Source organism: Paenibacillus luteus, from assembly GCF_006542765.1.
In the GTDB taxonomy this organism is placed as follows: domain Bacteria; phylum Bacillota; class Bacilli; order Paenibacillales; family Paenibacillaceae; genus Pristimantibacillus; species Pristimantibacillus luteus.
Genome location: NZ_SKCD01000033.1, coordinates 49,554 through 68,376 on the forward strand (window position 1 = coordinate 49,554; position 18,823 = coordinate 68,376).

At 46.9% G+C, this 18,823-nt stretch carries 17 protein-coding genes and 1 riboswitch; of the genes, 16 read left to right on the top strand and 1 reads right to left on the bottom strand.

Annotated features, from left to right (window positions below):
* Window positions 1–15: 15 nt before the first annotated feature.
* From E0496_RS22475 to E0496_RS36950, 8 genes are all read left to right on the top strand, one after another.
* Window positions 16–1,173 (top strand): polysaccharide pyruvyl transferase family protein, encoded by a 1,158-nt coding sequence (locus tag E0496_RS22475; protein WP_141504030.1) that lies wholly within the window; start codon window positions 16–18, stop codon window positions 1,171–1,173.
* A 7-nt stretch (window positions 1,174–1,180) separates the two neighbouring features.
* Complete coding sequence (locus E0496_RS22480; protein ID WP_141504031.1) at window positions 1,181–2,374, top strand: glycosyltransferase; 1,194 nt, start codon at window positions 1,181–1,183, stop codon at window positions 2,372–2,374.
* 10 nt (window positions 2,375–2,384) lie between these two features.
* Window positions 2,385–3,566, top strand: a complete 1,182-nt coding sequence (locus E0496_RS22485; protein WP_141504032.1) for a glycosyltransferase — start codon at window positions 2,385–2,387, stop codon at window positions 3,564–3,566.
* Between the two features lie 17 nt (window positions 3,567–3,583).
* The gene (locus E0496_RS22490) at window positions 3,584–4,771 is read left to right on the top strand and encodes a glycoside hydrolase family 88 protein (protein WP_241674958.1); all 1,188 of its coding nucleotides are present in this window, start codon (window positions 3,584–3,586) and stop codon (window positions 4,769–4,771) included.
* A gap of 17 nt (window positions 4,772–4,788) precedes the next feature.
* Window positions 4,789–6,369 (top strand): lipopolysaccharide biosynthesis protein, encoded by a 1,581-nt coding sequence (locus tag E0496_RS22495; protein ID WP_141504034.1) that lies wholly within the window; start codon window positions 4,789–4,791, stop codon window positions 6,367–6,369.
* Between the two features lie 49 nt (window positions 6,370–6,418).
* On the top strand, window positions 6,419–8,725 hold the full coding sequence (locus E0496_RS22500) for a right-handed parallel beta-helix repeat-containing protein (RefSeq protein WP_141504035.1): 2,307 nt from the start codon (window positions 6,419–6,421) through the stop codon (window positions 8,723–8,725).
* Between the two features lie 115 nt (window positions 8,726–8,840).
* Window positions 8,841–9,908: a UDP-glucose 4-epimerase GalE gene (galE, locus tag E0496_RS22505; protein ID WP_141504036.1), complete on the top strand. Its 1,068-nt coding sequence runs from the start codon at window positions 8,841–8,843 to the stop codon at window positions 9,906–9,908.
* A gap of 135 nt (window positions 9,909–10,043) precedes the next feature.
* A riboswitch (cyclic di-GMP riboswitch) is annotated at window positions 10,044–10,125 on the top strand.
* A gap of 18 nt (window positions 10,126–10,143) precedes the next feature.
* The gene (locus tag E0496_RS36950; protein ID WP_141504037.1) at window positions 10,144–10,305 is read left to right on the top strand and encodes an anti-repressor SinI family protein; all 162 of its coding nucleotides are present in this window, start codon (window positions 10,144–10,146) and stop codon (window positions 10,303–10,305) included.
* Between the two features lie 14 nt (window positions 10,306–10,319).
* Here E0496_RS36950 and E0496_RS22515 read toward each other — a convergent pair whose 3' ends face one another.
* Complete coding sequence (locus E0496_RS22515) at window positions 10,320–10,652, bottom strand: helix-turn-helix domain-containing protein (RefSeq protein WP_141504038.1); 333 nt, start codon at window positions 10,650–10,652, stop codon at window positions 10,320–10,322.
* Window positions 10,653–11,059: 407 nt separating this feature from the next.
* Between E0496_RS22515 and E0496_RS22520 the strand changes: the two genes are divergently transcribed.
* The 8 genes from E0496_RS22520 (at window position 11,060) to E0496_RS22555 (ending at window position 18,754) form a co-directional block, all read left to right on the top strand.
* Entirely contained in the window at window positions 11,060–13,012 is a 1,953-nt protein-coding gene (locus E0496_RS22520; protein ID WP_141504039.1) for a lasso peptide isopeptide bond-forming cyclase, read from the top strand.
* A 5-nt stretch (window positions 13,013–13,017) separates the two neighbouring features.
* The gene (locus E0496_RS22525) at window positions 13,018–13,161 is read left to right on the top strand and encodes a paeninodin family lasso peptide (RefSeq protein WP_141504040.1); all 144 of its coding nucleotides are present in this window, start codon (window positions 13,018–13,020) and stop codon (window positions 13,159–13,161) included.
* A 115-nt stretch (window positions 13,162–13,276) separates the two neighbouring features.
* Entirely contained in the window at window positions 13,277–14,179 is a 903-nt protein-coding gene (locus E0496_RS22530) for an aldolase (protein ID WP_141504345.1), read from the top strand.
* Between the two features lie 3 nt (window positions 14,180–14,182).
* Window positions 14,183–14,491 carry a lasso peptide biosynthesis PqqD family chaperone gene (locus tag E0496_RS22535; protein ID WP_421924478.1) on the top strand — a complete coding sequence of 103 codons (309 nt, stop codon included), beginning with the start codon at window positions 14,183–14,185 and terminating at the stop codon, window positions 14,489–14,491.
* Between the two features lie 15 nt (window positions 14,492–14,506).
* The gene (locus tag E0496_RS22540) at window positions 14,507–14,962 is read left to right on the top strand and encodes a lasso peptide biosynthesis B2 protein (protein ID WP_141504041.1); all 456 of its coding nucleotides are present in this window, start codon (window positions 14,507–14,509) and stop codon (window positions 14,960–14,962) included.
* A 23-nt stretch (window positions 14,963–14,985) separates the two neighbouring features.
* The gene (locus E0496_RS22545) at window positions 14,986–16,791 is read left to right on the top strand and encodes an ABC transporter ATP-binding protein (RefSeq protein WP_141504347.1); all 1,806 of its coding nucleotides are present in this window, start codon (window positions 14,986–14,988) and stop codon (window positions 16,789–16,791) included.
* A gap of 103 nt (window positions 16,792–16,894) precedes the next feature.
* A complete protein-coding gene (locus E0496_RS22550) occupies window positions 16,895–17,659 on the top strand; it encodes a metallophosphoesterase (protein ID WP_141504042.1) in 765 nt (254 codons plus the stop codon).
* 303 nt (window positions 17,660–17,962) lie between these two features.
* Window positions 17,963–18,754, top strand: coding sequence for an alpha/beta hydrolase family protein (locus tag E0496_RS22555; RefSeq protein WP_141504043.1), 792 nt, complete (start codon window positions 17,963–17,965; stop codon window positions 18,752–18,754).
* The last annotated feature ends 69 nt before the right edge of the window (window positions 18,755–18,823 follow it).

Here is an 18,823-nt window from a genome sequence, read left to right on the forward strand (position 1 = left end):
AATGGAGGAAGCTACATGAAAATTATGATGTTTGCCCATGGCGGCAGCCTCAACCGGGGCTGCGAAGCGATCGTTCGATCCTCGACGAAGCTGATTAAAGAAAAAATTACGGGGTCCAAAGTCTATTTAGCTTCAGAGAAACCACAGACGGATTTGGTTATCTCGGCACTTGACGGGATCTATGACGGCTCGAAATCAAGCATCAGGAAATACTCGCTGGATTGGCTGGTTTCCTCATTTCAATATAAGCTCCGCCAGGATGAAACCTACGCGCTGGGCGTGATTGAGCAAAACATTATCAACCGCATCAAGGATGTGGATGTATGCTTGTCCATCGGTGGAGACAACTACTGCTACGGCGAGCAGCCGAACTGGTATGAGATCGACCGCAGGGTGAAGGCCCAAGGGAAAAAACTGGTGTTATGGGGCTGCTCGATCGGCGAGGAGGATATGTCCGAGCGAAAGCTGGCAGATCTGAAGCTGTTTGATCTCATCGTTGCGCGTGAAACACTAACCTATGAAATGCTGAAGAACAAAGGGCTGACCAGCGTAAGACTGGCTGCAGATCCCGCTTTTACGATGGAGCAGGAGCAGCTTCCTTTGCCGGGTGGCTGGCAGAAAGGCAATACGGTAGGCATTAACTTCAGCCCGCTGGTCTGGAAACGAAATCAAAACTCCCGCCAAGCTGTGAAAGAACTGATCAAGCACATTTTAGCAACGTCTGGCATGACCGTGGCTCTCACGCCTCATGTGATTGAGGGCGGGAATAATGACTATGAGGTGCTTGAAAGCTTTTATGAGGAATTCAAGTATACGGGCCGCGTGATCTTGCTCCCGGATAACCTCACGGCCATTCAATACAAGGGATATATCGCGAGGATGCGTTTTTTCATTGGCGCCCGGACGCATGCCACCATAGCAGCGTATTCCAATTGCATACCGACGATGGTACTTGGATACAGTGTCAAATCCAAGGGGATTGCCAAGGATATTTTTAATGAAGAGAAGCTCGTGCTTGGCATCGATGAAATTTCCAGCAGCACCAAGCTCATTCATCATTATGATGAAATGGTTGGGGAAGAGGAGGATATCAAGCGGAGGTTAAGCCAAGCGATTCCAAAAATTAAGCTTATGTCCTACAAGGCCGTGGACTATTTAAGTGAGCTTGCATGAGGTGCACATGAAAATAAATTTATTGTTTGTCATGCCCAGCTTGTCGGCGGGCGGAGGAGAGCGGAGCTTGGTTAATCTTCTCTCGCAAATGAACTTTGAGAAATACAATGTGGACCTGTTTTTGTTCAGCCATGAAGGTATCTTTATGGATTTGCTTCCGGCGGAGGTGAATGTGCTGCCCTTAAACGAGGAGTACAGCCGTTTCTCGCAGCCCGTTCTAAGCTCTGTTCGCCAACTGATCAGCAGTGGCAGCGCAAAGCTGGCGTATAGCCGAATGATGTTCAGCCTAACTAATCATACGGTGAAAGAGGTCGGATTGAAGGAGCAGGATGGCTGGAAATATCTTTCTCCGTCCTTAAGCAAAATCAACAAAAAATATGACGCAGCCATCGGCTTTCTTGAGAAAACGTCCATCTACTTTTGCGTGGAGAAGGTCGATGCCAGGAAAAAGATCGGCTGGGTCCATAATGATTACGACAAGCTGGGGCTTGATCCGTCGTTTGATGAGGGATATTTCGATCAGCTCGACCATATCGTAACGGTTTCGGACGAATGCTCGAATGTACTGAAGCGAAGATTCCCGAATCAGAGCTATAAAGTAAATGTGATTCATAATATCGTGTCTCCCAAAGTCATCGCTCATTTGGCGAGCAAGGAAAGGGATGACGTTTATAACCGCAAGCAAGGGGAGCTCGTTATTCTTTCTATCGGGCGGCTGCATGAGCAGAAGGGCTTTGAGCTTGCGGTTCATACGGCAAAGCTTCTAAAGGACAAGGGACACAGCTTCCAATGGAATATCATCGGCGAGGGCGATGAGCGTGAGAAGCTGACGGAGCTGATTGCAGTGAATGGCCTTGAAAAACAGGTGAAGCTGCTTGGTCTGAAGCCAAACCCGTACCCCTACATTAAACAAGCGGATATTTATGCACAAACCTCCAGGTTCGAAGGGAAAGCGATTGCGATTGATGAGGCGAAAATTTTGGGGAAGCCGATTCTGGTAACGAATTTTAGTACGGCAAGAGATCAAATTGAAGATGGCATTGAAGGATTAATTGTAGAGATGGAAACGGAAGCCGTGGCAGCGGGCATCAGCAGGCTTATGCAGGAACAGGGCATAAGGAATCGATTGTCGGAGCATCTATCCCGTTTGGAGCTGGGTACGGAGGAAGAAATAGAGAAGCTTTACCGGCTTCTGGGCTAGGAGGGAAAGAATGAAGAAGAAGCTGCTGTTCGTCATGAACAATTTAAATTGCGGCGGCGCTGAGAAATCGTTGATTTCGCTGCTGCAAACGATGGATTATTCTCAGTATGAGGTTGATCTGTTTCTATTTAAACATGAAGGCATGTTTCTAAAGAAGCTGCCTGCTGAAGTGAATATTTTGGAAGCCCCGGCCTTTTATCCGTATTTTGATATGTCAATCAAAACGGCTGTAGTTGATTGCGTGAAGCATAGCCGTTTCCGGATTGCTGCTGCACGAATAGGCGCCGGCATTGTGTATCGTACGGAGAAAAATGCCGCAAGGTCCGAGCAGCGAGCATGGCGCTATCTCTCCCATTCACTTGCAAGCTTAACGAAGGAATATGACGCCGCCATTGGCTTTTTGGAGAAAACTCCGATTTACTACATTATCGAAAAGGTGAAAGCCAAGAGGAAAATCGGTTTTATTCATAATGACTATGACAAGCTGGGCATGGACCCGGACATCGATACTGCTTTTTTTGATCGACTTGACTACCTTGTAACGGTCTCTGAGGAATGTGTAAAGCTGCTTAAGGAACGGTTTCCGCGCTTTGAACATAAGATCGAGCTCATGCTTAACATTGTGTCCCCAGCGGCGATTTTGGATTTGGCAGTCGATGAGCTGAAGCTGCCGAAGTCGGGCTTTACCATCGCATCCGTAGGGAGGCTGAATTACCAGAAAGGTTTTGAAATGGCTGTGGAAGCTTGCGAGCAATTAATTCAGGACGGCTACGACCTCAAATGGTACATCGTCGGAGACGGACATGAGCGAGAGAAGCTGGAGCGGCTGGTCAAAGCTAAAAAGCTGGAGCATGCGCTAATTTTAACTGGCGAGCAGGAAAATCCTTATCCCTACATCAGGGAATGCGACTTATACGTACAAACCTCATTTTTTGAGGGGCGCTGCTTGACGATTACCGAAGCTAAAATATTGAAGAAACCGATCGTTTCCACTGATTTCACCGTTATTTATGATCAGCTCGAGCATGAGCAGAACGGCTTGATCGTTAAGCAGGATGCAATCTCCATCTATGAGGGCGTGAAGCGACTGCTGGATGATGAGTCGTTAAGGCAGCGTTTTGTAGACAATTTGCAGAAGGAAGCCTTGGGAACGGAAGATGAAATACATAAGCTTTATCAATGGATCAGCTAGTTAAAGGGGGTGTTATTATTTTAGTCCAAGTGGTAAGCCTGCTGCTGTTGCTTGCAGCAATTATTATCGTCGCGATCGATGTGATTCCGCTGTTCATGGATTGGCTCGGAAGAATTCATATCGGCCGCTATTCGGATGCCAGGCGCTGGAATTCTTCCATCTCCAAGGCGGGTACAAGATGGCTGAATCATACACCCAAAATTAAAGTAACTGATAACACACGGTTTGTCGTGATAGACATGCTTAGAGGCAATTATACGAAAAGTGCGATTCAGCATTGGCAAGAGGCTGCTCTGCTGCTGGGCCTGGCGGAAGTTGCCCGGGGTGGCCAAAGCAAGCAAACGGAAACGGAAATTAAAACCTATCTGCATGCTAAATTCGACAGTAACGGCGAGTGGAAGCAACAGCCTGAACATATAGATGCCGCCATACTCAGCTATGCCATCATGAAGCTGGACATCATTCGTACCGAGCAGTATAAGGGCGCTTTCGATTATGTATGGGAGCTCATCCAAGCCCATATCGGAGAGGATGGAACGGTTCAATACCGGAAGTCTATGAAGAGCTACCGTTACGTCGACACGATCGGATTCATTTGTCCGTTTCTGATCGCCTATGGCGTAAAGTACGGAAAGGAGGAGTGTATCGAGCTTGCGATCAAGCAGCTCACGGAATATGAGCGCTACGGCATGCTGGATAAGCATTACCTGCCAAGCCATGCCTATCATCTGGACAACACGCTGCCGCTTGGCCTCTATGGATGGGGCAGAGGACTTGGCTGGTTTGCCATCGGCCTCATCGATGCTTGGCGCGAGCTGCCGGAAGGCCACCACTCAAAGCCGATCCTGAAAGAAATGATCAAGAAATTTGCAAGCACGGTGCTGGCTTTTCAAGCGCCGGGTGGCAACTGGACTTGGACGGTTAGCCGGGGCGAGGCAAGAGCCGACTCATCTACTACAGCAACGCTAGGGTGGTTCCTGCTGCAGGCTTCGCAAATCGACGAGCTGGCGGAGTCCTGTGCCGAAGGTGCCGACATGGCCGTCCGTTATTTAATGAAGGTAACCAGGCGCAACGGAGCCGTCGATTTCTCGCAGGGCGACACGAAGGATATTGGCGTATACTCGATGCTCTTTAATATTTTGCCCTTTACCCAGGGTTTCTGCATGAGGATCATCAACGCCCGTCAGTACACAAAGGTCGGATAACCGGATAGGGGATTATCATGAGGGTCAAGAGCTCCTTGCTCAATATCACAGCTGGTATCGGCAATCAAATCATTATTACGATATTAAGCTTTGTGTCGCGAACCGTATTCATTAATAGCCTAGGCATTGAATATTTGGGCATCAATGGCCTATTTACGAGTATTTTAGCGATGCTTTCCCTTGCAGAGGCGGGCATAGGTTCAAGCATTATATATAATCTTTACAAGCCTGTCGCCGATAATGACCGACCGAAAATTATGGCGCTGATGAACCTTTACAAAAAAGCTTATCTAGTCATCGCTGGTGTCGTCTTATTGCTTGGCCTCAGCATCCTGCCTTTTCTGGATGTATTTATCAAGGATACCGCTGTCGAGCATATTACCATTATTTATTTGCTGTTTCTTATCAACACGGTGGCTCCTTATTTATTTGTTTATAAATATTCATTTTTAAACGTGAATCAGAAAAACTATATCGTGACCGCCGTTTTTTCGGTTTCCTCCATTTTATCGGCGTGCGCGAAAATAGCGATTCTCTATTTTACACAGCATTTTATATTTTACCTGATCGTCGAATGCGTAATCTCGCTTACGACCTCCGTCATTTTGGCGAGGATGGTCGATCGGATGTATCCGTTTTTGCGAGAGAAGCTAAGAACAAGCTTGGACCCGGACACGAAAGCAAATTTCATCAAAAATATGAAAGCAATTTTGCTCCAAAATGTGGGCACCTATTTCATATTCGGCGTGGACAGCATCCTGATCTCTACCTTCATCAGCGTTGCCGCCGTCGGTCTCTATTCCAACTATAAAATGCTGATCGATCTATGCCGGACCTTCATTAATCAGGTATTTTCCAATATGTATCACAGCGTTGGCAATTTGGTCGCCAAGGAAAGCGAAGAGAAAATATATCACGTGTTCAAAGTGACGATGCTGCTCAACTTTTGGCTGTATTCACTGCTGGCCATTATGCTATACCTGTTCATCGAGCCGCTTATTCTGGTCTGGATTGGTTCTCAGTTTATTATGGGTCCAATGGTTGTGCTCATCTTAATTCTCGGCTTTTACGAGCGGGGCATGCGCAATTCGATCACCATGGTCAAGACGACAGCCGGCATCTTCCATGAGGATCGGTTTGTCCCGCTATTTCAGGCAGCTGTCAATTTGACGATTTCCTTCCTGCTCGTGCAGCGAATGGGCATTGCCGGCATTTTTACGGGGACGCTGGTCAGCGCCTTGATTTTCCCGTTTTGGACCACGCCATATTTCGTATATAAACGGGTATTTAAGCAGCCGCTCAGGCATTATTTTGCAAGCTATGCCTACTATACGATGATAGCCGGGCTGACGGCGGCAGGAGCGGGTTACGTCAATTCACTATTGCCCTCAGGCGGCCTGCTGTGGCTGCTTCTGAAGGGGACGTTATGCCTGGTGCTCATTAATGCGGTCTATGCGCTTCTCTTTCACCGAACCAGAGAATTTAAATATTTATTTGGCATTGCCGCTGCAATTCTATCGAAAATGCCAAAGCCTACCCAGCTGATTGCTAGAATGACAAAGCGTGACCGGCAGCTGGAGGTTAGCGGAAATAAGTAACCTTTCTGTGACAAGCTACATAATCTGAAACTAACAGGAGGTGAGGATTATGAGTGAGAGAGGAACTTATAGGATAGAGCTAGACCGCTTTAAAATCAGCAGCGTGAGTACGAATGCGGATGAAACCACAAATGGCATCAACGAAGCGATCAGATGGGCGAAGTCAGAAGGATACTCGCATGTCATCTTGCCGAAAGGCTTATACAGCGTCCGTCTGGAACCCAATTATCTCGTTGCGATTACGATGGTTAGCGGTATGCATTTGGAGCTGGAGCAAGGCTGCGTTATTAAGCTGGAGGGCAATTCTTCCCCGAATTATTCGATCATCGAGATGAAAGGACTCTCGGATGTGAAGCTATCAGGCGGCCAGCTGGTAGGGGACAAGAAAGAACATGTATATGAAATCGCTGTTAAGTTCGTGAGAGGCGGAGTGAATGCTGACGGTACGCTGAACAACGATCCCAACTGGATTCGCAGTGAGATTGTGGACCGTTATGCGAACCCAGGTCTGCTTGCGAGCTTTAGGCTATGGAGTATTCCTGGCGTCACCGCTACAGGCTATCAATTCTATCAATACAAGGACGTTATTTCGAAGCAGACCTTGGTAGGATCCCGGACCAATGGTGTTTTCGCGCCAGCGAGCTCGGGAGGCAGAGGCTGGTTTCTGAATGAAGAGAAGGACATCACCAAAAACAATAAGATGATCTTTGCGATTCCGCTGACTACCCCGCTAACGGACGGTCAAATTGCCGGCATCCAGGCGAAGGTCGATAATTCCTTCTACACGCATGAAAGCGGGTACGGGATTGGCTCCTTTGGTTCGAATCATATTGAAATCAGCCATATGGAAATCTCGGATTGTACCGGCGATGGCATCCTAACAGGCTATGAAGGCTATTTGCTTGATCCCGCTGCGTATACGCAGGAAATGATGGGACAGCATGTTCTTATTCATGATTGCCATATTCACCATTGCAGAAGACAAGGGATCTCGATCTGCGCGTCCAATGATACGCATGTCTTCCGCAATAAGATTCATCATATCGGCTATGCCGAGGACGGCGTGACGACGAACTTTAGAAACGGTACCCCGCCGATGTTCGGGATCGATATTGAATCCATGTACGGCGAAACCAATATTCCTTACAAGTCGGCAGCAAGGCCAAACGGCATTGAGCTAAACTATCGGATTTATATTAGAGACAACCATATCTATAGCAATGCAAGAGGGCATTTTGTCAATGCTGACGGTACGAATGTCACGCTGGATGGGAATACCTTCGAAGGTGCCAACGTCGGCGGCATTAGCTCGAATCCGAATTTTCCGAACGTGAAATATACGAATAATACGTTTAAGGGCTGCGAGCTTTGGGTGCAGGGCGATAATTTTGTAAACGGAGCCGTCATTCAAAGCGGAAATTTGAAGCTTCTTGATGTGAGGGGAGCCGTTGTTCAAAACTGTCAAATCAAAGACGGCCTGCTCTATGGATCAAGCACGTACGGTTATTTCGGAACGCCTGCGGTGGATATAGCAACAGGCACATTCACCTTCAAAACAGCACATGGCATGGGCAACGGAGCACAAGTATCGTTTGAACAATGGGTTGGCAAAATACCAACGGGATTAAGTGTAGACAAAGTTTACTATACCGTTAATATCACCTCCCTCAGCTTTCAGGTTGCTGAAACGCTTGGCGGCAAGCCTGTAAGTGTTAAGGATGCCGGAGTAGCCGGATTCCATGTGGGAAGATTCAATTATGGCAGATGCTTCATCTCCAATGTAACTGTCGAGCGCGATTGGCGCGCGGATAATGCGCTGACGCCTAACTTCAATCTTTTGGCCACTGGGGCTGTCATTAAAAATGTAACCGTTAAAAATTATGATGCTGCGGTATTGGTACCACAGGATTATACCGGCCGTCCGAATTTGGTTGAGGGCCTGACGCTCATCGAAGGGTCTGCACGATTTGAGGGAACCCATATCAGCGACAGCGAGTTCGTTCGTGCAAAAACGCCTCTTCTAGGAAGCACGGATATCCAGCTCGGATCGAATAATGCAAGCTTTATGAGACAAGTAACCCTGCGTGGCAGCCTGCTTCAAAATCTCGGTTTAGTGATGGATGGAAACTCGTCCGTTACCGGAACAACCTTCGTGAACGCTGCAATTGGAAAATCGGACAATACCAACAAAGCTTTGATCACCCAATCCTATATGGAAAATACAAAATTGAACTTTAACTGGCTTCGCAAGGAGCAGTCCGTTACGGTTGCGAAATCCGTACTGAGAGGCGTAACCGTTACAGGTACGGCGCCTTATATACGCCTGGTTGACAATACAGACCTAGGCAGTGTTTAGTTTTGAAAATACTTCCCTGCCGTTTCTACTTGGACGACAGGGAATTCATTTTGCATAGATGTTCTTAATAAAGAATTATTTGTTTTATATAATGAATTTGAGAGGGGTTTAACTAATGGCCATTTTAATTACAGGCGGAGCCGGCTACATTGGAAGCCATACTTGCATCGAGCTGCTTGAGGCAGGATACGAGGTAGTGATCGTCGATAATTTGTGCAATAGCAGCCACATCTCCTTAAATAGAGTCGCGGAAATTACGAATAAGACCTTTACCTTCTACAAAATGGATCTCATGGACCGAGCAGGCCTGGAGAGTATATTTGCAAGACATCCAATCGAAGCGGTTATTCATTTCGCGGGCCTCAAAGCCGTCGGAGAGTCGGTGCAGCTGCCCTTGTCGTATTATCACACGAATATGACCAGCACCTTAATTCTATGCGAGGTCATGAAGAAGTTCGAGGTACATAAGCTGGTATTTAGCTCATCGGCAACGGTATATGGTCTACCTGAAGCTGTGCCTATTGCAGAAAACGCAGCGCTTGGAGCAACAAATCCATATGGGCGGACGAAGCTGATGCTGGAGCAAATTTTGCAGGATTTAGCGGCATCAGATGAGCGGTGGGGCGTTTCGATTTTACGATACTTCAATCCGATCGGCGCGCATAAGAGCGGGCGGATTGGCGAGAATCCGAATGGAATTCCAAATAACTTGCTTCCTTACATTTCTCAAGTTGCTGTGGGCAAGCTCACGCAGGTGAACGTCTTCGGCGATGATTATCCGACGCCAGACGGAACCGGCATCAGGGATTATATTCATGTCGTTGACTTGGCGAAGGGCCATTTGAAGGCTTTAGAGAAGATTAAAGCCGGATCAGGCGTGGACATTTATAATTTGGGGACCGGCCGTGGCTACAGCGTGCTGGAGATGATTGCTGCATTTGAGATAGCATCCGGCCAAAGCATCCCATATGCTGTCGCGGAACGCAGACCGGGCGATATTGCCGTATGTTTTGCCGATACGGAAAAGGCGAATAGGGAGCTGAACTGGTCAGCGACGCGAGGCATCGAAGAAATGTGCCGGGATTCCTGGCGGTGGCAATGCTCAAATCCAAGCGGGTATGAAGAAGATTCGTTTGTGCTGCACGAGCTTGCCGCGGGAAACTATCATAAGACGGCGCAATAAATAGACGATTGTAATGAATCTTTAGAAATGCTTAAAATAATTCGACAAAAAATGTAATTATCTCTTATTTTTGTGAGACATGAACCGACAGCATGCGCACTCAGACTCATTTATAATGTGGTTATGAGTAAATGACAAGCATAGGGAGACGTTGAAATGCGTTTTTTATCTGGGCACCTTAAACGCATGGAGTCAGTGGTGCAACCGTCCCAAATTGAATGGGGGACATGGGAAAATGGTACTTTTAAAAGCAGATGATCAACAGGACTTGGATTTGGAGTGGGTAGCATTAATCATGAATGCACGTTCTTTGGGGTTTAGTAAGGAAGACGTGAGGAAGGTTTTGCTATGCCTACAGGAAAGCAAAAGTGACGATATCCAGAATACCGCCGTATAAAAGTGAATAAAGCGCTATTCGCGCTTTATTTTCCATTTATTGAATTCAAGAAATTCCTTAAACTGATCCTTGCTTACGCCGGAGGCCATCGCCTCACGAACTAAGTCAGCCCATTCATTGTCTAAATGACCGGGCTTGCGATCAGTTTTTTCGTCGTTGTTGATGATCTCTTCTACCGTTACGTTTAATACGGCGCCTACTTTTTCGAGAAATTGAATCGAAGGATTTTGCTGGAGCCCTCGTTCAATGGAGCTTAAGTAAGATTTTGCGACGCCTGCCCGTTGAGACAACTCCGTTAGGGAAAGGCCTTTTCTCTTGCGCAGCATCTGAATGCGTTCTCCGATCATAGCGAACTCCTCCGTTATCACATCGTTGTAGACTATTACTATTATAACGAATAATTCTTAATTGCGAAAGCGTGTAAGCTATAACGCACTGTATTTTTTACTATATTACAAAGAAGCTGCTTATTCTGCCTAATAAGTGGATATTTCCGGTCGGGATCATTGGCATATTGTTCTATGACAGGCGTTTAATAAGTAAATTTATGGCATTCTTATAAATCGACAAAACGTTTTTAATAAAGAACAAAAACTTGAATAATTTTGCAAAAAAGCGTTGAAAGGTGATTGACAAAGCTTAATTTCAGGTGTAATATTCAATTATGTTCTTTATAAAGAACTGATTCAACACGGATGTTTTTGTTGGACTGTTCTTCATATAGAACAAAATCACGCTATATCCGGAGGAAACCATGAGCGCCATTGCAGGAACCTATCAGACCGACAAGGCAAGTTTAGCAGGAGAGCATGGCGGCAAATTAATGGAGGCACTATTGCAGTATCCATGTGATGCTGCGCAGGCCTGGCAGGAGGATCCGATTTTTCTGGGCTGCCACAACCAGTGGATCACACCAGAATCAATTGGTGAGCGCAATCCCTGTTACGACTCGGAGAAAGGACTCGTCATCACGGCGGATGCGATTATTGATAATCGCTCGGACTTATTGAATAGACTGCAAGTCGAGCAATCTGCTAGAGGAGCAATCACCGATTCCCAGCTTATTTTATTGGCTTATGACAAATGGGGAGAGGAAGCGCCAAAATACTTGGTGGGAGATTTTGCATTTATGCTCTGGGATCGCAAAAACCGTAAGCTATTTGGTGCAAGAGATTTCTCTGGCGGCCGTACGCTCTACTTCCATCGGAATGCTGAACGCTTCGCATTTTGCACGACCTTGGAGCCACTGTTGCTGCTGCCGGGCGCAGAGCGTTTGCTCAACGAGCAATGGCTTGCCGAATTTCTAGCCATTTCAGGAATGGTAGATACCGTAGATTCGTCTAAGACCGTTTATGAGCAAATTGAGCAGCTTCCTCCCTCTCATCGTATTTCTGTTACCGAAGAGAGGATCGTCGTCGCTCGTTATGACCAGTTGCAAGCAACCCAATCCATCCGCTACAAAACGGATGATCAATATGTAGAAGCCTTCCAGGATGTATTTCAACAAGCTGTATCAGCAAGATTACGAACGAATCGTAAGGTGGGGGCACAGCTTAGTGGTGGACTGGACTCCGGCTCTATCGTGAGCTTTGCTGCGCGGACGCTGCGTCCCCAAAATAAAAAGCTCCATACGTTCAGTTATGTGCCTTCGGATGATTTTGTTGATTATACAGCTCAATATATGATGACGAACGAGCGCCCGCTTATTGAGTCTACCGTTAAATATGTAGGAGGAATCGAGGATCATTATCTTGATTTTAAAGGAAGAGATTCTTACTCCGAGATCGACGGTTTTCTGGATATTATGGAGATGCCCTATAAATTTTTCGAAAATTCTTTTTGGATGAGAGGGATGTTCGAAAAGGCGGGCGAGCAGGGAGTGGGCGTGCTGCTTAATGGGGGGAGAGGGAATCTATCGATCTCCTGGGGCTCGGCGATTCCCTATTACGCCACATTGCTGAAAAAAGCGAAGTGGGTTAAGCTTCTGCGTGAAATGCGGCAATACAGCCTGAATATTGGTTCTGGCCGAGCATTTGTACTTTCAAATGTCAGCCGGGCAGCCTTTCCGATGATTGAGCGACTTCGTCCGGTCATGGAGGATTACCATTATCCTATGGTGATCCATCCTGATTTTGCGAGAAGGACGGATGTGTTTAACAGACTGAACGAGCATGGAATCGATCGCTCGGGCTGGTTCGGCGGCAAGGATATTTATGCTGAACGTAAAAGCCACTTCGAAGAGGTATTTCACTGGAATGCCGGCAATACGCTTGCCACAAAGCTCTCGCTTAGGCATTCGCTATGGAAGCGGGATCCAACGAATGATCTTCGTGTCATCCAGTTTTGCCTATCCTTGCCTGAAGAGCAATATGTTCAAAACGGGATGGATCGCGCTTTAATCCGGCGAGCGACTAATCAGCTTCTGCCCGATGAGGTAAGGCTGAACCAGCGTACTCGCGGGGTCCAAGGCGCAGATTGGGTTCATCGGATGCTGCCGAAATGGAAGTTTTTCATGGAAGAGCTTAGGGTAATGATCGAGGACCGGATGTTTACGCAGTTTGTGGACGGGAAGGTGCTCCGCAAAGCGCTGTCGCAGCTAGGTGAGAGCGCCGAGCCGCGACATGCGGTTGATCCGAACTACAGATTGCTGATGAGGAGTCTTATCGTCTATCGTTTTCTCAAAAATAAAGATATTGAAGGGAGGTGACAACTATGCAAACGAAAAAGCAATGGAACAAACCTGAGCTGGAGATCCTTCATGTACATATGACTGCGGCTTCAACTACGAACGGTCCTCTGACGGATGAGGCCTACGTGCCAGGGAAATATTCAGAAAAACCTCGTTTTACTAGCTAAGCTATTATTAGAATCGTATGGCAAAGAAAGCCCTTATACATGAGGTGTATAAGGGCTTTCTGGCTATAATCATGCAAGTGATGGAGTGAGGACCTTGTCAGCAATACACACCAAAATGGCTTATAAGGCATTTGGCCTGATGATCGAAAGCGAGCTTTCGCTGCCTGAGCTGGCCAGAGTTGAGGACAGCAGGGAGCCTGTTGATGTGAAAGTGACCATCGATTCTTCATTGAAGGATTCGTTAAATCTTGAGCCTTATGATTTTACAGTGGATGGCTCTGCAATTACGGTCATGATGCCAGAGGCAGCGGTGTTTCGAGTGGAGGGTGGAGACCGTATCATTATTTCCCCTCTGGATGGAGCGGATGAGGATTTGATCCGTTTGTACGTTCTTGGCACTTGTGTAGGGGCATTGCTTCTGCAGCGCAGCATTTATCCGCTGCATGGAAGCGCAATTGCTATAAACAGCAAAGCTTACGCATTCGTAGGGCACTCGGGCGCTGGGAAATCAACACTTGCTTCAGCCTTTATAAGCAAAGGATACTCCCTACTGAGCGATGATGTTATCGCGCTCTCTCCTTTTGAATCAGCTCAGCCCACGTTTGTGACACCGGCATATCCCCAGCAGAAGCTATGGCAGCAAAGCCTCGATGCGTTTGGCGTGAAGAAAGAAGAGCTGAAGGCCATTTACGGCAGGGAAACTAAATTTTGCATTCCGGTAGTAACGAGCTTTTGTTCCACAGCGTTGCCGCTTGGCGGTGTTTTTGAGCTTTCAACAACGGATGAGGATGACGTAAGCGTTCAGCTTGTTCCAGCGCTTGAACGATTGGATTTGTTGTTTCGCCATACCTACCGTAATTTTTTGGTCCAAAAACTAGGCATGACGCATTGGCATTTCAACAGCTCCGCCAAGCTTGCGGGCAAGCTGCCTATCTACCAGCTGCGGAGGCCATTGAACCGCTTTACAGCTCCACAACTTGTTGAGCTAGTGTTGAATACGATATCTGCGGAGGTATAAATGATGACAAAAAGCCAGGCAATAACCATACAAGCTCTATTGATGGAGCAACTGATCACGCAGGACCCCAACAATATCGTGAGCGATATGGGTGAGGAGAAAGTGGTTTTAAGTATTGAGAACGGAAAATATTACAACTTGGGTGCAATGGGCAGCCAGATTTGGGATTTGATTCAAGAGCCAGTTACGATTCAGCACGTTGTTGAAGCATTATTGAAGGAATATGAGGTAAGCAAGGAAGTGTGCGAGGAGCAGGTGCTTTCGTTTTTGTCTCACCTGGTAGAAGAACGATTGATTCAAATGAAAGATTAGGTATGCGGTGAGCCTATGGCCAAGTTGATGAGATTAAAAGTATTGTTTTCATTGGATATAAGGACAATTTTATTATTGGTTGAAGCTGTGTTTGATTTGGGCTGGGCCCGGCTCCGCATAGCCTTTCAGCCATTTTCAAAAATCGCTCCTTCACTAGGGCATTATATGATAGAAACGGAGAGCGAGCCGCTCGCTGAGCACAGGCAGTCTCTCTTGCAAGTCCGCTCTGTTATTCACATTGCCAGCAGACATACCCCGTGGGAGAGCAAGTGCTTAGCTCGGGCCATTGCGGGCATGAGAATGCTGGAGAGAAGGCACATAAGCAGCACTCTCTATCTTGGAACCGCCAAAGACGACGCAGGCAAGCTGATTGCCCATGCGTGGCTGCGCAGCGGGGCGCATTATATTACCGGTGCTGAAGAAATGGAACGGTTTACAGTGACGGGCATGTTCGCCAAAGCAGCACAATAATAGTGACAGAAAGTGATGAAGCGATGAATCATCTCCTATATTTCTCGAAAAAACTGCATGCTTTTGGGGGCAAGGCGCTGTATATGAATCTCTTTGGCATGATGCTTGTCGGTCTACTGGACGGTGTAGGCATTTTGCTGATTGCGCCTTTGCTTAGCGTGATCGGGATTGTTAATATCCCGTTAGCCTCCATACCTGGCCTTCATTATTTGGCAGCATTGCAGGAGCTCCCAAGAGCGAGGGCCTTATTTATTATATTAGCTCTCTATATCATGCTGGTTACTGTGCAAGGATTGGTAGGACGTTATTTAAGCCTTCAAGAAATCAAGATCCATACGGGGTACGTCAATCAGATCCGCTTGGAAATTTATCGGTCGCTGCTGCAAGCCAACTGGGGTTTCTTTATCAGAAGAAGAAAGACGGATCTTATTAACTCGTTGACAGGCGAGCTCGCCCGCGTAACGAACGGAGCTTATTTATTTTTACAGTTAATGACATCTGCAGCATTTACAGCCATTCAAATCGGCTTGGCTTTTTTTATTTCAGCTAAAATGACGTTATTTGTACTTTGCTGCGGAATCGCCGTAGCGTTGCTCTCACGAAGATATATTAAACAATCCAGAGTGATTGGAACAGCCACCATGGAGCTCGCTCAGAGCTATTTGGCAGGCATTTCCGACCATTTTAACGGAATGAAAGACATTAAAAGCAATTTGCTGGAATCCTCGCGTTATCGCTGGCTGCTTGATTGGTCAGATAAGATTGCGCATGAACGGTTTGAAAATTCAAGAGTGCGGAGCAATTCGCAGCTCTTTTATAAGATTTTTTCGGCGATTATGATTGCTGTGTTTGTGTTTGCATCGGTCTTGCTTTTTCAAAGCCAAGGGGGATATTTGCTGCTTATCTTGGTAATCTTCTCACGTTTATGGCCACGTTTCACAACCATTCAAGCGAACATGGAACAAATTGCTTCCTGCTTGCCGGCGTTCAAGGTATTGATGCAGCTTCAGCAGGATTGCAGCGCAGCCAAGGAGTTAATGAATGGAGATGAGCTCGGGGGAGAGCATGTGGCGCCGCTCAAGATTGAGCAGCAGCTTGAATGTCGGCAGGTCTATTTTCGGTACGATAAGCAGCAGCCGGACTATACGCTTGAAGCAATTAATTTGAGAATTCCCGCCAACGGAATGACGGCGATCGTCGGTCAATCGGGTGCGGGTAAAAGCACATTAATTGATTTGATGATGGGTTTGATGAAACCAGAGCTTGGGCATATCCTCATAGATGGCAAAGTCGTTTCGGAAGATGAGCTATTCTCGCTAAGAAAAGCAATCAGCTACGTTCCTCAAGAGCCGTTTCTCTTTCATGGGACAATCAAAGACAATTTATTGATGATCGACCCGTCGGCGAGCGAGGAGCACATGTGGGAAGCGATGGAATTTTCTTCGGCAGCCGAATTTGTCCGTAAGCTGCCGCTAGGGCTGAATACGGTCATTGGGGACCGTGGGATCCGCCTGTCGGGTGGCGAGCGGCAACGGCTTGTTCTTGCACGGGCGATTCTGAGAAAGCCATATATCTTGATACTTGATGAGGCGACCAGCGCTCTCGACAGCCTGAATGAAACGAAAATTCAAGAGGCCATCGAGCGGTTGAAAGGATTTATGACCGTAATTGTGATTGCTCACCGTCTATCTACTATTCGAAATGCGGATCAGGTCATCGTACTGGAAAATGGAAAGGTGGTCCAATCCGGAAGCTTCCTCTTGCTCTCGGAGGATAAGAAGGGGCTGTTCAGCCGTTTGCTAGGGAATCAGCTGCAAGTAGCATTGTAGGGAAAACTTGATTATACTGGGTAAAATGACGGATTTCATTTTGCCCGAAATCAGGGTATCCTAACAGGATTGGTTTGCTCATTATCCGAACAGGAGGACGTATTTGGCTATCATACTAACAGCAGCGGCAGCGGTGCTTCTCTTATACCTACTTTTTATTTTACCTACCCAGTGGCTCAAGGTGGAGAGAATCAGTCATCCCATCGGCTTAAACAAGCGTATCCTCCAAATTAGCGATCTGCATGTTGACCGATTGCGCGTAAGCGCAGAGCGAATCCGCCGCGAGATTGCGAAGGCGAAGCCGGATTACATCGTGTTGACGGGCGATTATACGTACAAGGAACGATTTCTTCCGCGTGTTGCGTATTATCTCAAGGTGATCGCTGATAGCGGCATTCCTGTTTATGCGGTCCTTGGCAATCATGACTACGAGCTTCCTCGCTTGAAGCGGCTGCTTGATCTTTTCAAAGCTCATGGCATTCCTGTGCTCCGCAATGAAAATAGGAGAGTGGACGGTTTTCAGCTCGTTGGCATCGATAATGCCAGCACGCATCATAGCCGAATCCTCCCCTCATTCAAAGGGATAAGCGGCGATCTTCCAATCGTCGTGATTACGCATGATCCTAATGTCGTTTTGGCAATCAGGCGACCCTATCACTATTTAATGGCAGGCCACTTTCACGGAAAACAGTTAAATGTACCGTTCTTTTTTGCATTTAAGCCTAAAGGTCCCTTGTCGGTTAAAGGAATTTATAAAGGGCTTCATAAGGATAAGAATGGCGTGTTCTACATTTCCAAAGGAATCGGCCAGGCGGGTGTCAACGCACGGTTTATGGTGAGAAGCGAGATAACGGTTCATGATTTATGATCCGTTGTCTTGTTTTTTTTCAAATATAGGAAAGTAAGTCATTTTGCCATTCTATCTCTATATTTCTCGGAATGAAACGCGCTGCGCCGCCAGAGGACGGTGACATCCGTTTAACCTTGGTTGACAAAGGGATAGGAAGCCGCTTATATTTGTATATAACCAAGTAAACTTATGCGAATATATTATTTTGAATGGCAGACCGTGTATTTTATATTTTGCATGCGACCGTAAAAACGGAGGTGTCCTTTTTATCAAAAAGGATAACCTCCGTTTTTTTTATTCAGAATCGGAGGAGTGGTTAAAATGTCAGAAAAAACGATTGTGTCGCACCCTTTTGAGATTAAGTTAACGGAGAAGTTGGTATTGCTAGGGAATGTAAAAACAATAGAGGATGGAATAAACAAGCCTGTCGTCATTGTGGCGCATGGGTACAGAGGTTTTCAGGATTGGGCTTTTTGGCCGGAAGTAACCGACAGCTTGGCGGAGAATGGCTTTTATGCCATAAGCTTTGACTTCTCGCGCATCACTGCAAAGGAATCGGGACTTGGCGAGACTGAAGTTGCAGAGGCCAGCACTATCTCTCAGGAGCTAGTGGATTTAGAAGTTATCGTCCAACATGTGAAGCAAAGGCTTTTGCCTTTGAATGCGGAAGCAAGCGTCAGCCGAATTGCGCTGCTTGGCCACAGCAGAGCAGGCAGCAGCAGCCTCATATTGGCAGCAGAGGAGCCGGAACATGTGCAAGCCGTCGTGGTATGGAATGGCGGTGGGGCGCCTGCCCGCGCAGCAGCAGAGCAAAATGTCACGCTGCTCCAGCAAATCGTATCTGAGGATGCGGAAGTGAATAAGGAACGGTTCGATGTGCCAGCTCTTTTTCATACTTTGGAGCAGCCGGTGCTTGTCGTTCAGGGAAGCAGCGACAATGAGCGCCTGCTTGCTATTCATGCCAAGCTGAAGGAAGCAAATCCTGATCAAACCTTTGTGACGATCGAAGGCGCGGACCATGTGTTTGGCGTTTTGCATCCTTATAAGGGAGCAACGCTGCATCTGACAGAAGCGCTGAAAGCGAGCGTGGATTTTTTGAAAAAAGTTTATTGATCGTAAGAGGAGATTAAAAAATATGATTGACAGCGAAAACCCAACGATGATATATTATCTCAGGAAGCA